This is a genomic window from Glycomyces sp. NPDC048151 (assembly GCF_043202775.1).
GTDB lineage: Bacteria > Actinomycetota > Actinomycetes > Mycobacteriales > Micromonosporaceae > Glycomyces.
Genome location: NZ_JBIDBB010000001.1, coordinates 472,901 through 485,723, shown reverse-complemented (window position 1 = coordinate 485,723; position 12,823 = coordinate 472,901). Strand labels below are relative to the sequence as shown.

The following is a 12,823-nucleotide window of genomic DNA, read 5'->3' as shown; positions in this document are numbered from 1 at the left end:
CGGGTGTCCAAAGGGGGTCGGGCTATGGGCGCGAAAGCGCTGTCTATGAAACGCTCACCGTGTGCGATCGGTTGCAGGTGGACTTGAAGGAAACCTGCCGGATCCGGAACGCCGCGGGGCTCATCTCGGCTGAGACGGGCCCCGCGGGGTTCGGTTCGCGTCAGGCCACGGTCATGCCGTTCCAGCCGGTGCCGACCGAGGTGCGCGCGGTGTAGCTCCCTGCCCCGTTGCCGGCGTATAGGAACAGTGCGCCGTCGGACTTGCGGCGGGCCATCCAGTCGACGTGGCCGTCGCGGTTGAAGTCGCCCACGGCAGTGATCTGGTCGTAGCCGCCCCAGCCGCAGCCGATCTGGACGCGGCTCTTCAGCGTGCCGGTTCCGGTGCCGCCGTAGAAGTACAGGCAGCCGTCGGCGTTCCTGACGGCCAGGAGGTCCGCGCGCCCGTCATGGTCGAGGTCGCCGACCGCGGTCACTTCCTTCATCGCGTCCCAGCCGCTGGCCCCGATCGTGATCCGCGACCCGAACGTGCCGTCGCCCTTGCCCGGGTACAGGTACAGGCTCCCGGTCGAGGCGTGGACCGCGATGACGTCGGCCTTGCCGTCCGAGTTGTGGTCTTGGCCGCCGGTGATCGCGCTCATCGCGTTCCAGCCGGTGCCGATGGTGACGCGGCCCGCGGTGTTCAGCGCGCCGGTGCCGGTGCCCGGGTACAGGTACAACGTGCCGCCCGAGGTGCGGGCGAGGACGTCGGCGAAGCCGTCGCCGTTGAGGTCACCGGCGGTCGCGATGAGGGTCATGCCGTTGAGGGCCGTCCCCCACGAGACGCGGGAGCCGTGGGTGCCGGTGCCGGTGCCCGGGTAGAGGTAGGTCGTTCCGTCGGAGTTGCGGCGTGCGACGAAGTCGGTCGCGCCGTTGCCGTCGTAGTCGTAGACGCGTTCCTCGTTGACGCCCGCGAGGCGGTTGCCGCCCCAGGTCGACGCGATGACTCGGCCCGAGTGGACGGCGGTCCCGTTCCCGTTGAGCGAGTGGAGTTCCAGCTCGCCTGTGCGGGAGTCGACGGCGACGATGTCGGTCTTGCCGTCCCGGTCGAAGTCGCCGCCGGCGGCGATCTGGCTGTACCGGTCGGAGCCCGAGCCGTCCAGCGATGCCGCGATGGCGACGCGGCTGCCGAGGTTCCCGGCGCCGTCGCCCTTGTACAGGTAGTACTGGCCGGTGCGGGAGTCGTGGGCGAGCAGGTCGGCCTTGCCGTCGGCGGTCAGGTCGCCGACCGAGGCGATGGTGTCCATGACGCCCCAGCCGGTGCCGAGGGCGACGCGAGGATTGAACTTGCCGCTGCCGTTGCCCTGGCCGTCATAGAAGTACAGCTTCCCGTCGGCCTTGCCGACGGCGAAGAGGTCGATGTCGCCGTCGCCGTTGAAGTCGCCGCCGGAGGTGAACACGCCCAGGGCGTTCCAGCCGGATCCAGCGGTGATACGGGTGCCGAAGCCGCCGGAACCGTTGCCGGGGTACGTGTACAGGGTCCCGGTCTTGGTGTCGCGGGCGAGGAGGTCGGCCTTGCCGTCGGCGGTCAGGTCCCCCGCCATGACGACGTCCATGCCGCCCCAGCCGGTGGCCTTGGAGACCCCGGCCGCGAACGTGCCGTCGCCCTTGCCCGCATGGAGCAGCAGCGCTCCGTCCGACTTCCGGACGGTGACGAGGTCGTCGAGGCGGTCGCCGTTGTAGTCGCGGAAGTCCATGTCAGCGGCAACTTCGACGGAGGTGAGGGAATCGCGTCCTGCCCGGTCCTCGGCCTGGACCCACCAGCGGGTGACCGGACTGGTCAGCTTCGCTTCGACTACCGCCGTGCCGGGTCCGGTCAGGTTCGCGCTGTCGAGAACGCCGAGGTCGGTGCGGTTCTGCAGATAGACGACGATCGAGTCGTATTCATTGGCGAAGTCCTCCTCGCCGAGAGCGACCTCGACCGAGACGGTGTCGCCGATCCGGTGCTGGCCGGGCTCCACCGTGATCTCAGGCGAGGGATTCGAATTGTCGGATACGAAGTGGCATACCGGGGAGACATAGGTGAAGGGGACTTCGGTGGAGGAGATCTCATATTCGACCGTGTAGGAGCCCTGCGGGAATTCCGAATGGATTGCTCCGACGGATCCGTTTTCTTCCAGCACGGGCGCGGGCTCGGTCGTGAGCACGGTATCGCCGGTGCCAGGGTCGGTCACCTTCGCGGTCCAGGTCGCATGGAGGTCGATGAGGTCCTCGCGCCAGCCTTCGACGTGGAGGCCGTAGTCAACCCCGTAGGAGTAGAAGTCGGGGTTCGCCGGATCGGTGGAGCACCACTGGCGCACGTTGATGCCCGCGATGTCGAAGTAGACCTCGAGTCGCGCCGAGCCGCCGTCGAAACGGGCGGTCTGCGCAGTCTCGGCGGTCGCGAGCGTGATCCCCTCAGCGGTGTCGGTGTCGCCCCAGGCCTCGGCGATCGGCTGGGTCAGGTCGTAGACCGCGGTGCCGTCCTGGCAGGAGCCGGACGCGGCCGACCCTGCCACGCCGGGGCGCTGGTTCCAGGTGGTCGCGGTCGAGTAGCCCTCGGTGAAGTCGAGGTCGGGCGCGACGCACTCGGCGCCTGCGGCGGCGTCGACGGTGAAGACCGCCGAGGTAACCGGGTAGTCGAACTCGTAGCTGACCGAAGGGGTCTGCACGTCGATCACGCTCGACCCGAAGGTCCAGTAGGCCGCCGCCTCGGCTGCGGTGCAGTCCGAGCCGTGGACCGAGTCACAGTACGGTCCCGCGATCGTGTCCGCGCCCTGTCCGGACGCAACGAAATACGGTTCGTCCAGGCCTGCCTCGCCTCGGTACAGCGGCAGGTCAGGGGAAGCTGAGCTCACCGAGCCCCATTCGTTGACCATGTCGTCGCGGTTCGCCCACTGGGTCGAGAGGGTCAGTGGGAACACTGCCTCGGCGAGGGTCTGGTCGAGCAGTTCGACCATGACGGCTCCGCCCTCCTGGAGCGACAGGTGGGCTTGGTGGGTCGTGCCTTCCGCGTCGCGAACCGTGAACGGGGTGGTCCATTCGACGAGGTGCCCGTCGTGGTTGTCCGTCCGCAAGGAGTTGTCGACCGCTTCGACGGGTTCGTAGGTGCCTACGGCGCGGAGACCGACGGAGAGTGCGTTCCACGCGTCGATGTCAGCGGCGGTGAACTGGAGGCCCACGGTGGAGAGCCCGACGTCCACCGACAGGTCGAGCCCTGCCGCCAGTTCGTCGTAGACAGCGGTCGTGCCGGTGAAGGTGGGGACCGGGGTCTCCCCGGACCAGTCGAGGGTCGCCGCCCGTGTCTCCATCAAGGGGAAGGCCTGGTCGGTGTACCGCAGGAACGTCGACCAGTTCGCACCGTGCCGGGTGAGCGATCCGTCGTACTCGGACAGTGCCGGCTCGGGGAGGCCGTAGTCCTCGTACATCTGAGTCGGCTCGGCTGTCGAGACCAGGTGGAGCTGTCCGTCCGGGGTGACGGTGACCGTTGCGTGGTGCCAGGAGCTGGAGGCGACTCGGACTTCGATATCGCAGGCGACGGCGAGGTCGAGAGCGGGACCGATGCGGAGGGGATCCGGGTTCGGGCCGTACGCGTCGCAGTCGACGGTCTGCGCTGCGGCGGTGCCGCCGGGGTAGGCGAGCAGGGTCGCGCCGAGTGCGGCCGCGGTGACGGCCGCTAGACGACCGGCGCGGCGGGGCTTCGCGGGGGAAGCGTCGTTCATTCAGATGTCCAGGAGAGTTCAAGGGGGTATGGATTGCGGAGCCGGGAACCGGCTTCGGATACACGCGACACGGATGGAACCGGTTGCACTGCGTGCATGCGAAAGGGAGCCCCGCTGATACGGGGCTCCCTTCACTCAGTGCGGTGTGCGGCGGTCAGGCGATGTTCATCCCGTTCCAGCCGGTGCCGATCTGGACGCGCGAGCCGTGGCCGCCCTTGCCGTTGCCCGGGTAGAGGAACAGGACGCCGTCGGTCGCACGGCGGGCGAGGAAGTCCGCGTGGCCGTCGCGGTTGAAGTCGCCGACGCCGGTGACGGCGTCGTAGGACTTCCAGCCGCAGCCGACCTGCACGCGGGACTTGAACGCGCCCTTGCCGTTGCCCTTGTACAGGTACAGGCAGTTGTCGGACTTGGCGATCGAGAGCAGGTCGGCGTGGCCGTCGTGGTCGAGGTCGCCGACCGCGGTGGTCTCGCGCATCCCGTTCCAGCCGGTGCCGACCTTGATGCGCGACCCGAAGGTCCCGTCGCCCTTGCCCGGGTACACGTACAGGGTCCCGGTCGCGGCGTGGCGGGCGATGAGGTCGTCCCTGCCGTCGCCGGTGTAGTCGTGCCCGCCGCTGAGGTCGCCCATGGCGTTCCAGCCCGAGCCGACTGGCGTGTACGGGGACCACTGGAACCCTGGCTGGCTCGCGTCGCTGCCCGCGATCGTCCGGAGCTCGCCCGCGTAGGTGCGGATGAGCATGTCGGTGCGACCGTCGGAGGTGTAGTCGCCTCCGGGGATCGTCGCGGTGATGCCGTCGCAGTTGTCGCAGATGTTCACGCGCGAGCCGTGGCCGGTGCCGGTCCCCCAGTAGAGGTAGAGGTCCCTGTCGGACTTGCGCTGCGCGAAGAAGTCGCTGAATCCGTCGTAGTCGATGTCGTAGGTCCGGTCGAGCAGGGTGACGGGGAGGCGGACGGTGTTCCAGCCGCTGTTGCCGATCACCGTGCCGTCGAGCGAGGTGGCCAGGTTCGGGTCGAAGGAGCGGGAGAGCAGCTTGCCCGACTTGAGGTCGGCGGCGATGAAGTCGGGGCTGCCGTCGCGGTCGAGGTCGCCCACGCCGACGGCCTGCTCGAAACGGCCGTCGGTGTACGTGTGGAGCTGCTGGTTGAGCTGGTAGACCTCGCCTTGGGACGAGTAGATGTAGTAGCGCCCGTCGTAGTTCCACCGGCTCAGGAACTCGTCGTAGCCGTCGCTGTCGACGTCGCCGATCGAGGTGATGACGTCCCAGCCGTCCCACTGCTCGCTGACGAGTTCGCGGGCACCGAACTTGCCGTTGCCCAGTCCGGGATAGTAGTTGAGGTCCCCGTTCGTGAACGCGGTCGCGTAGATGTCGGGGATGCCGTCGCCGTCGTAGTTGCCGACGGAGATCTGGCCGACCTTGCTCCAGCCGGTGCCGACGGTGATGCGGGTGCGGAAGCCGCCCGTGCCGTTGCCCGGGTAGGTGTAGAGGGTCCCGGTGGTGTTGTCGCGGGCGAGGAGGTCGGGGATCCCGTCGCTGGTCAGGTCGCCGGCCATGACGATGTCCATCTTGGCCCAGCCGGTGGCGACGGTGACGGCCGATCCGTAGGTCCCGGCACTGTTGCCCGGGTAGAGCCGGAGCGCCCCGTCGGACTTCCGGATCACGAAGAGGTCCTCGTAGTCGTCCTGGTTGTAGTCGTAGCGGGCCTCGTACGCGTCGACGTAGACGGACGCGAAGTCGCTCCCGGGATTGCCCTCGTAATCGTCGCCGTAGACCGCTCCGATCTCGACCGCCCCTTGGAACGCGGTCATGTCGGTGATCTTCACGGTGTACGTGATGTCCGGCTGGGCGCCGAACCCGAACTTGTCGAGGGCGCAGGCGAAGTCGAACCTCGCAAGTGCGGTGGTGGTCGCCGCGTGGAGCGCCTCGAGCTCGGCGGGGTCGTAGCAGTCCCACGCCCCCTGGCCGTCGCTGTCCACGCGGACCAGTTCGGTGCCCTCGGGCAGCTGCGCGCGGACGAGGTAGGAGTCGCTCTCCGGGTTCAGGTCCGGACCGCCAGCCGGGCCGTTGTTGACGATGTCGGTGGTGACCGTGACGTTGTCGCCGACCATGCCCTCGATGACGGTCTCCGAGACCTCGAGGTCGTAGGTGCTGTCCTTCGTGGTGAGGGTGAGGCCGCCCCAGTAGTAGGCGACGGACTCTTCGGCACCGTCCCAGCCCTCGGGCGCGGTGGTGAGGCGGATCGCCGTCCCCGCCCAGGACAGGTCGTCGTACTCGGCGAGCGCGGCGGCGTCGATCGTCTTGACGCTGTAGCGGCAGTCGCACACGTCGAGCGGGCCGACCGCACCGGAGGCGATCTTGTAGAGAAGCGCCGACGTGAGGGTCAGGAACTGGCCCTTCGCGTCGGGGAACTCGGTGATGACGCACTCGGCGCCGGTGGCGGTGGCGCCGTCGTAGGTCGTCCGGCAGTTGTTGTACGTGTCGTACGCCGAGGCGAGGCCCGTCGTGTCCAGCGCGCCCCCGGGGAGCGGGTTGGTGAACGTGATGACCACGGCCGCGGCGGTGGGGGCCAGGTCGAAGTCCTGGTAGAACACCGGCTTGACCTTGACGGAGTCGCCGCCGGAGACATCGGTGGCCGTGAAGTCGCCGTGAGCGTACGGGTTGTGGACGTCGTAGTCGGCCACGACCCCGTAGCCGCCGGTCGCGCTCTTGACCTCGGTGCCGTCGACCGCCGCTTTGAAGGTGTAGTCGATGGTGTCGTCCTCGGCGCTGGCGGCCGGGGCGACCTCGAAGAGGAACTCGGTGTGGGGACCGGCGTCGGCGGAGCAGACGATCGTCGCGGGGGTGGAGACGTCGCAGGCCGGGTCGGCGGTGGTGATGTCGAGGACGCCGTAGGAGTCGTCGAAGACGAGCTCGGTGACGACCGCGTGGGTCGTGGTGTCGCCGGTGACCTCGTACGTGTAGTCCACGGTCATCGAGCTCGGGGCCATCTCGGTGGTGTCGAGGTCGGGCGCGAGCGAGACCGCGGCGACCGGGTCGCCGTAGATGCCGGGGATCGCCGCGGAGGCCGGGGCCGCGAGGGCGGCCGCCGCGGTGGCTCCCGCCGCTGTCGCGGCGAGCAGGCGCAGGCCTGCCCGACGGACCCTGGGGGAATCAGGGGACATGGGGCTCCTTGTTCAGTTAGCCGTTGAGCTGGGGGTTATGGGGGCCGGAAATCCGGTGATGACTACACGCGCACTGGTGGAGACCGGTTGCAGTCGAGTTCACCGGGTGCCCATGCCACAGTCGGGCCGCTTCTGGCATGCCGGTTCGACAGGCTGGCTACTGATCAGTAACATGTATCGTGATCGGGAACACCGCACTGCCGAGAGGTCGCCATGGGAGTCGTCCAAATCGTCACGGCCACGGTCGCGTTCGCGTACACCGCGGTCGCCATCGGGCTGTTCGTCCGCGCCGGGCTCGGGATGCTGGGGCTCATCAGGCTCGGCGCCGCCGACAGGACCCGGAAGGGCGAACGCGACGCGCGCGTCAAGACCATGCTGCGGGAGACCCTGGGGCACACCAAGATGCTCAAGTGGACCTGGGTCGGCCTGGCGCACTGGGCGGTGTTCTTCGGGTTCTTCCTGCTGTTCCCCGCCCTGCTGCAGTCGTACTTCGAGGTGATCAACCCGGAGTGGAGCCTGCCGATCGTCGGGCACTGGAGCCTGTGGCTGCTCGGCTCGGAGATCCTCACCGTGCTCACCGGCCTCGCCATCGTCGCCCTCTTCGCGATCCGGCTCGCCCGGCAGCCCCGCGCGCACCGCGTGGATCCGCAGGGCACCGCCTCGGACGCCGGGCAGCGGCGGTCGTCGTCGCGGTTCGAGGGCTCGCGGCAGTGGATGGCGTTCTACATCGAGGCGACGATCTTCACGATCGTCGTGTCGCACATGCTCATCCGCTCGTTCAAGGTGGCGCTCGGCGAGATCGACCACGAGTGGACGTCGCCGGTCTCCACCCTCATCGCGGACTCGTGGAACGGCGCCTCGCCGGAGTCGCTGCACACCGCCGTCACCCTCATCGCGGGGCTCGACATCCTCGTGTCCTGGACGTTCTTCCTCATGCTCGCGCTCATCCCGTCGATGGGCATCGGCTGGCACCGCGTGACGGCGTTCTTCAACATCTACTTCAAGCGCAGCGCCGACGGCGCGGTCAGCCTGGGCGCGGCCAAGCCGATGCTCATCGACGGCGAGCCCGCCGACTTCGAGACCGCCGACCCCGAGACGCAGCCGTTCGGCGTCGCCACCATCAGCGACTTCTCGTGGAAGGGCCTGCTCGACTTCTCCACGTGCACCGAGTGCGGGCGCTGCCAGTCGCAGTGCCCCGCCTGGAACACCGGCAAGCCGCTGTCGCCGAAGAAGCTCATCACGGACCTGCGCGACCACCTGTACGAGCAGGCCCCGTACCTCAAGGCGGCGGCGATCGCGGCCGAGCGCGGCGGCGAGGACCCGCACCAGAAGATCAACATCATCGGCAACGTGATCGACCCGGACGTGCTGTGGTCGTGCACGACCTGCGGCGCGTGCGTCGAGCAGTGCCCGGTCGACATCGAGCACGTCGACCACATCCTCGACCTGCGCCGCAACATGGTCATGATCGAGTCGGACTTCCCCGACGAAGCCCAGACCATGCTCCGCAACCTCGAGAACAAGGGCAACCCGTGGGGCGAGAACCCCGCCCACCGGCTCAAGTGGGCCGAGCCGCTCGACTTCGAGGTGCCGATCGCCGAAGCGGGCGGGGACTTCGAGTACCTGTACTGGGTCGGCTGCGCCGGCGCGTACGACCCCAAGGCGCAGAAGACCTCCCGCGCGGTGGCGCAGCTCCTGCACGACGCGGGCGTGAAGTTCGCAGTCCTCGGCGAGGCCGAGACGTGCACGGGCGACTCGGCGCGGCGCATCGGGCACGAGTTCATGTTCCAGATGCTCGCCGAGCAGAACGTGGAGACGCTCAACGAGGTCGGCGCGGTGAAGATCGTCGCGACCTGCCCGCACTGCCTCAACACCGTCGGGAACGAGTACAAGGACCTCGGCGGCAACTACGAGGTCGTGCACCACACCGAGCTGCTGAACGACCTGGTGAACGCCGGGAAGATCACGCCCGTCGAGGAGCACGAGGGCAAGCTGACCTACCACGACCCGTGCTACCTGGGCCGGCACAACCGGATCTTCACGCCGCCAAGGGAACTGCTCGGGTCCTTCGCGGAGGTCACCGAGATGCCGCGCACGGAGGAGCGCTCGTTCTGCTGCGGCGCGGGCGGGGCGCGAATGTGGCTCGAGGAGCCGCTCGGCAAGCGCGTCAACCGGGAGCGGGCCGACGAGGCCGTCGCCACGGGCGCGAAGACGGTGGCCGTCGGCTGCCCGTTCTGCTCGACGATGCTCCGCGACGGCGTCGCCGACGCGGGGAGAGAGGACGTCGAGGTCATCGACATCGCGCAGCTGCTGGCGAGGACGCAGGAGAAGCGCCAGGAGAAGGCCGTGGCGGCCGAGTAACGGCCGATCACGTCAGGAACGATGTCGGACCCCCGTGCCACCCTTGGCAGTGCCAATTTATGGCTCGCAAGCTTCGCCAAGGCCGGGGGTCCTTCGTTTGTCCGATTTGAAGGCTGGCGCCCGCTGTATCAGCCTTTCGGGCTCCGCCCGAAGTAGGACCGCAGGAGCGCGGCCGAGTCGGCTTCGAGGACGCCGCCGTAGACGTCGGGGTTGTGGTTGAGGCGGGGGTCGCGGACGACGTCCCAGAGGGAGCCGGCCGCGCCCGTCTTCGGCTCCCAGGCGCCGAACACGATTTCACCCACCCGGGCGAGCACCGCCGCCCCGGCGCACATCGTGCACGGCTCCAGGGTCACCACTAGGGTGCAGCGCTCGAGCCGCCAGCCGTCGCCGTGGACCGCAGCGGCCTCCCTGAGCGCCAGCACCTCCGCGTGCGCGGTCGGGTCGCCGAGGGCCTCGCGGGCGTTCGCGGCGGCGGCGAGTTCGCGTCCGTCGGGGCCGATGACCAGCGCCCCCACCGGGAGGTCGCCGCGGGGTGCGGGGTCCGGGGTGTCGGTCGGCCCCGGAAGGGGCCGCCGGTCCGCCGGGAGGCCTCCGGTGCGCGCGATCTGGAGGGCGCGTCGCATCCAGGTCTCGTGGACCTCGCGGCGGGACTGCATGGGGCTTCGGCTCTAGGAGCCGGTCGCGTCTTCCAGGGCCTCGGCGAAGCCGATGGTCTTGGCGACCTCGGCGACGACGTCGGAGGGCATCATGCCTTCCTTGGCGCACAGGGCCAGCAGGGTCGAACCGGGCACGCCCAGGTCGCCCAGCACGTCCGCCTCGCCGACGGGCTCGGCGTCGAGCTCGGTCGGGCGGGCCGAGATCGACTCCTCGTCCTCGGTGTCGATCTCCTCGGTGTCCTCGGGCTCGAGGTCGCCCAGGAGGGCCTCGCCCAGGCGCGACTGCGACGCGTACTCGGCATCGGAGCCGAAGGTGCGCAGGTCGTCGCCGTTGTCGAGGCGCATCACCGTCAGGTACTCGTCGTCGGCGTCGACGAACAACAGCGTCAAGTCGGCGTCAGGGAAAGCCTCACGCATGGCCTCAGCCGCGTCCTCGACGTCGGCAACAGCGTCGAGGTCGACCTCCGCGGCCTCCCACTCGTCGCCCTCGCGGCCCACAGCCACAGCGAAATACGACACGATCCGTCCCCGTCTTCTCATTCAATGGAACCTGCGGCCCGATTGGGCAGCCGTTCGATACGACCTACTGAAGGATGTGGCGACCCGCGGTTGATGTAACCACAGGATCCAGTCGCCGGTCAGCAAAAGATACAGCTCGCATGAGAGCCCCGTGACGCCAGCGGCCGTCCCTGCGACCGCCGCTACGCCGACCGCTGCCCCGCGGTCACCGTAGCGCGCCAGCAGCGCGGCGGCGACCGCTCCGATCGTACTCGCGGCCAAAGTCACCCAGGCGAAGCCCGCCCCTGTAGGCAGGGCCTCGCCGGCGCTCCTGGCGTACGCCAAGAGCCACAGGAGCACCCAGAGCCCGGACAGGACCGAGCCCGCCGCGGCGGGTCCGACGCGGACCGGGTGGGGCTCCCTCCAGCGCGGCCTCCCGGAGCGCGGCGGGGGCGCTGTCGCGGGCGGCTCAGCGGGGCCCGCCCACGAGGTGGGCCCGATGGGTCCCTCATGCATACGAGACAGGGTACGCAGGCGGGGGCGCCAGCGGAAGCGGCATCACCGGCTGCGGAGGCGGCTCGACGGCGCGGACCTGGCCGTCGGGGAACGTCACGTGGTACCGGCGGCCGTCCCAGAGCGCGGGGGGCGTCTGCGGGTCGGACCCGGCGTAGACGGCGCGGGCGGCGTGCATGGTGCGCACGGCGTGCTCGATGCACCCCTGGTCCCAGGGCCTGCCGATGGACGCGAGGTCGTACTGCTCGGCGAGATCGGAGGCGGCCCTTTGGAAGTCCCGCATGGCCGTCTCGCCCGGCTTGCCGCGGTGGCGGTAGGCCCAGGCGCGGGCGGCGGCGCGGCGCGCGAACGTCGCGAGGGACGCCAGCTCGGGCGGCGAGACCTGTCCGGCGGCCACCATGGGGGCGAGGGAGGTCTGGGTGCGGCGGGCGTCGGCGGCGCGCAGCCACAGGGCCGCGCCGACCATGGTGAAGAACAGGGGCGCGAGGAACGCCGGGTAGAGCGCGAACCACAGGGCGGGCATGTCGAGGTTGACGCCGAGCACGGAGGAGCCGTTCCACAGGGCGTGGAGGCCCATGCCGCACAGGAGCATCCCGATGATCCACACGGTCTGGAGGCCCTTGCGTCCGGGCTTGCGGGCGGCCTTGCCGAGGCCGATCGCCGACAGGCCCGTCATGAGCGGGTGGGCGAACATGGTGGCGAGGCCGCGCACGGCGACGAGGATGGTGACCTGCGCGATCCCGGCGGCCGCGTCGAGCGACTCGGCGCCGTACAGGTACGCGCCGGAGGCGTAGAGGACGTTCTCGGCGACGGCGAAGCCGGCCCCGGACAGTCCGCAGTAGACGAGGGCGTCGAGGGTGCCGGTGAGGTGGCGGCGGGCCGTCCAGTACACCAGGAGCGGGCCGAGGAGCTTCGCGATCTCCTCGATCACGGGCGCGGAGACGACGGCCGCGAGGTTCGGGTCGAGGTCGTTCCGTTCCAGGAGGATCGAGGCGCTGGTGTTGACGACGAGGGAGATCGCGGTCGCGACGCACGCGCCCCAGCCGAAGCAGAACGCGAGCACGAGCCACGGGCGGCGCCGGTAGCGGCCGAGCCACAGGAACGTGCCGACCAGCAGCGGCGCGGGCAGGATCGCGGCGGCGAGGCCGACCGCGAAGGCCTGTGCGCCCGAGCCTTCGACGATGGCCCAGGCGAGGACCGTGGCCCCTGCCGCGAAGAGCATGGCGGTCCCGGCGATGAGGAAGGCCTTGGTCTTGCGGGCCAGGCCGATCCAGGCGAGCACGATGCCGCCGAGCGCGAGGACGATGGCGGCGCCGAGGATCGCCTGCGCCGTGGTCGAGAGGTTCATCGCGGGGGCTCCTGGCCGGAGTCGGTGGCGGGGTCGGGGCGGCCGAGGGTCTGGCCGGAGTCGGTGCCGGTCTCCTCGATGTCGCTGAGGCCCAGCGAGGGGCTCTCGGCCTCGGGGGCGCTCTCGCGGATGACGAAGTGCTCGCCGATGCCGGAGACGGCGAGGAGGCGCTTGAGGAAGTCGCCGAGGTTAGCGAGGACGAGCACCGCGCGGGCGCGGGCGGCCGCGCGGGCGACGATCACGAGCGTGCCCAGTCCGCGCGAGTCGCAGAACGTCACGCCCCGCATGTCGAGGACGACCCGCACGGGGTCCTCCACGAGCGCGGCGTCCACGGCCGCGGAGAGCCGGGGCGCGGTGTGCAGGTCGATTTCGCCGGTCAGCACCACGATCGTCTCGTTCGCCTCGCGGTGTACCGAGATGTCGAGCTTCTGGTGCGTCACGAGGACAACCCTAACCGGTTTCCCACGAAAGGAGGAGCCCCCGGCGCGGATCGGACGCGAAACCTTGTCGCGCTTGCCGTTCGAACAACCGAGGCGCGACGATGTCGTACC

At 69.7% G+C, this 12,823-nt stretch carries 6 protein-coding genes and 2 pseudogenes; 1 reads left to right on the top strand and 7 read right to left on the bottom strand.

All coding sequences use genetic code 11. The annotated features are described in order from the left end of the window. Positions 1 to 160 precede the first annotated feature (160 nt). The 3 genes and pseudogenes from ACGGCP_RS02300 to ACGGCP_RS02290 form a co-directional block, all read right to left on the bottom strand. A pseudogene (locus ACGGCP_RS02300) lies at positions 161 to 553 on the bottom strand (FG-GAP repeat domain-containing protein); the annotation flags it as partial. A gap of 141 nt (positions 554 to 694) precedes the next feature. Next, positions 695 to 1,732, bottom strand: a pseudogene (locus tag ACGGCP_RS02295) (FG-GAP repeat domain-containing protein); the annotation flags it as partial. A gap of 2,158 nt (positions 1,733 to 3,890) precedes the next feature. Continuing rightward, on the bottom strand, positions 3,891 to 6,896 hold the full coding sequence (locus ACGGCP_RS02290; RefSeq protein WP_392959868.1) for an FG-GAP repeat domain-containing protein: 3,006 nt from the start codon (positions 6,894 to 6,896) through the stop codon (positions 3,891 to 3,893). 213 nt (positions 6,897 to 7,109) lie between these two features. Here ACGGCP_RS02290 and ACGGCP_RS02285 point away from each other — a divergent pair, with 213 nt between their 5' ends. After that, positions 7,110 to 9,257, top strand: coding sequence for a heterodisulfide reductase-related iron-sulfur binding cluster (locus ACGGCP_RS02285; RefSeq protein WP_392959865.1), 2,148 nt, complete (start codon positions 7,110 to 7,112; stop codon positions 9,255 to 9,257). 128 nt (positions 9,258 to 9,385) lie between these two features. Here the strand turns inward: ACGGCP_RS02285 and ACGGCP_RS02280 are convergent, their stop codons facing one another. From ACGGCP_RS02280 to ACGGCP_RS02265, 4 genes are all read right to left on the bottom strand, one after another. After that, positions 9,386 to 9,913: a nucleoside deaminase gene (locus tag ACGGCP_RS02280; RefSeq protein ID WP_392959862.1), complete on the bottom strand. Its 528-nt coding sequence runs from the start codon at positions 9,911 to 9,913 to the stop codon at positions 9,386 to 9,388. 12 nt (positions 9,914 to 9,925) lie between these two features. Beyond that, positions 9,926 to 10,432 (bottom strand): tRNA adenosine deaminase-associated protein, encoded by a 507-nt coding sequence (locus ACGGCP_RS02275; protein WP_392959860.1) that lies wholly within the window; start codon positions 10,430 to 10,432, stop codon positions 9,926 to 9,928. 487 nt (positions 10,433 to 10,919) lie between these two features. After that, positions 10,920 to 12,272 (bottom strand): PrsW family intramembrane metalloprotease, encoded by a 1,353-nt coding sequence (locus ACGGCP_RS02270; RefSeq protein ID WP_392959857.1) that lies wholly within the window; start codon positions 12,270 to 12,272, stop codon positions 10,920 to 10,922. After that, positions 12,269 to 12,712: an STAS domain-containing protein gene (locus ACGGCP_RS02265; protein WP_392959855.1), complete on the bottom strand. Its 444-nt coding sequence runs from the start codon at positions 12,710 to 12,712 to the stop codon at positions 12,269 to 12,271. Before ACGGCP_RS02265 ends, ACGGCP_RS02270 begins: the two co-directional genes overlap by 4 nt. Positions 12,713 to 12,823: the final 111 nt, after the last annotated feature.

Excerpts from the sequence above, each read along its gene's own strand:
- ACGGCP_RS02270 (WP_392959857.1), bottom strand. The coding sequence starts at position 12,272 with ATGAACCTCTCGACCACGGCGCAGGCGATCCTCGGCGCCGCCATCGTC.
- ACGGCP_RS02290 (WP_392959868.1), bottom strand. The coding sequence starts at position 6,896 with ATGTCCCCTGATTCCCCCAGGGTCCGTCGGGCAGGCCTGCGCCTGCTC.
- ACGGCP_RS02285 (WP_392959865.1), top strand. The coding sequence starts at position 7,110 with ATGGGAGTCGTCCAAATCGTCACGGCCACGGTCGCGTTCGCGTACACC.
- ACGGCP_RS02280 (WP_392959862.1), bottom strand. The coding sequence starts at position 9,913 with ATGCAGTCCCGCCGCGAGGTCCACGAGACCTGGATGCGACGCGCCCTC.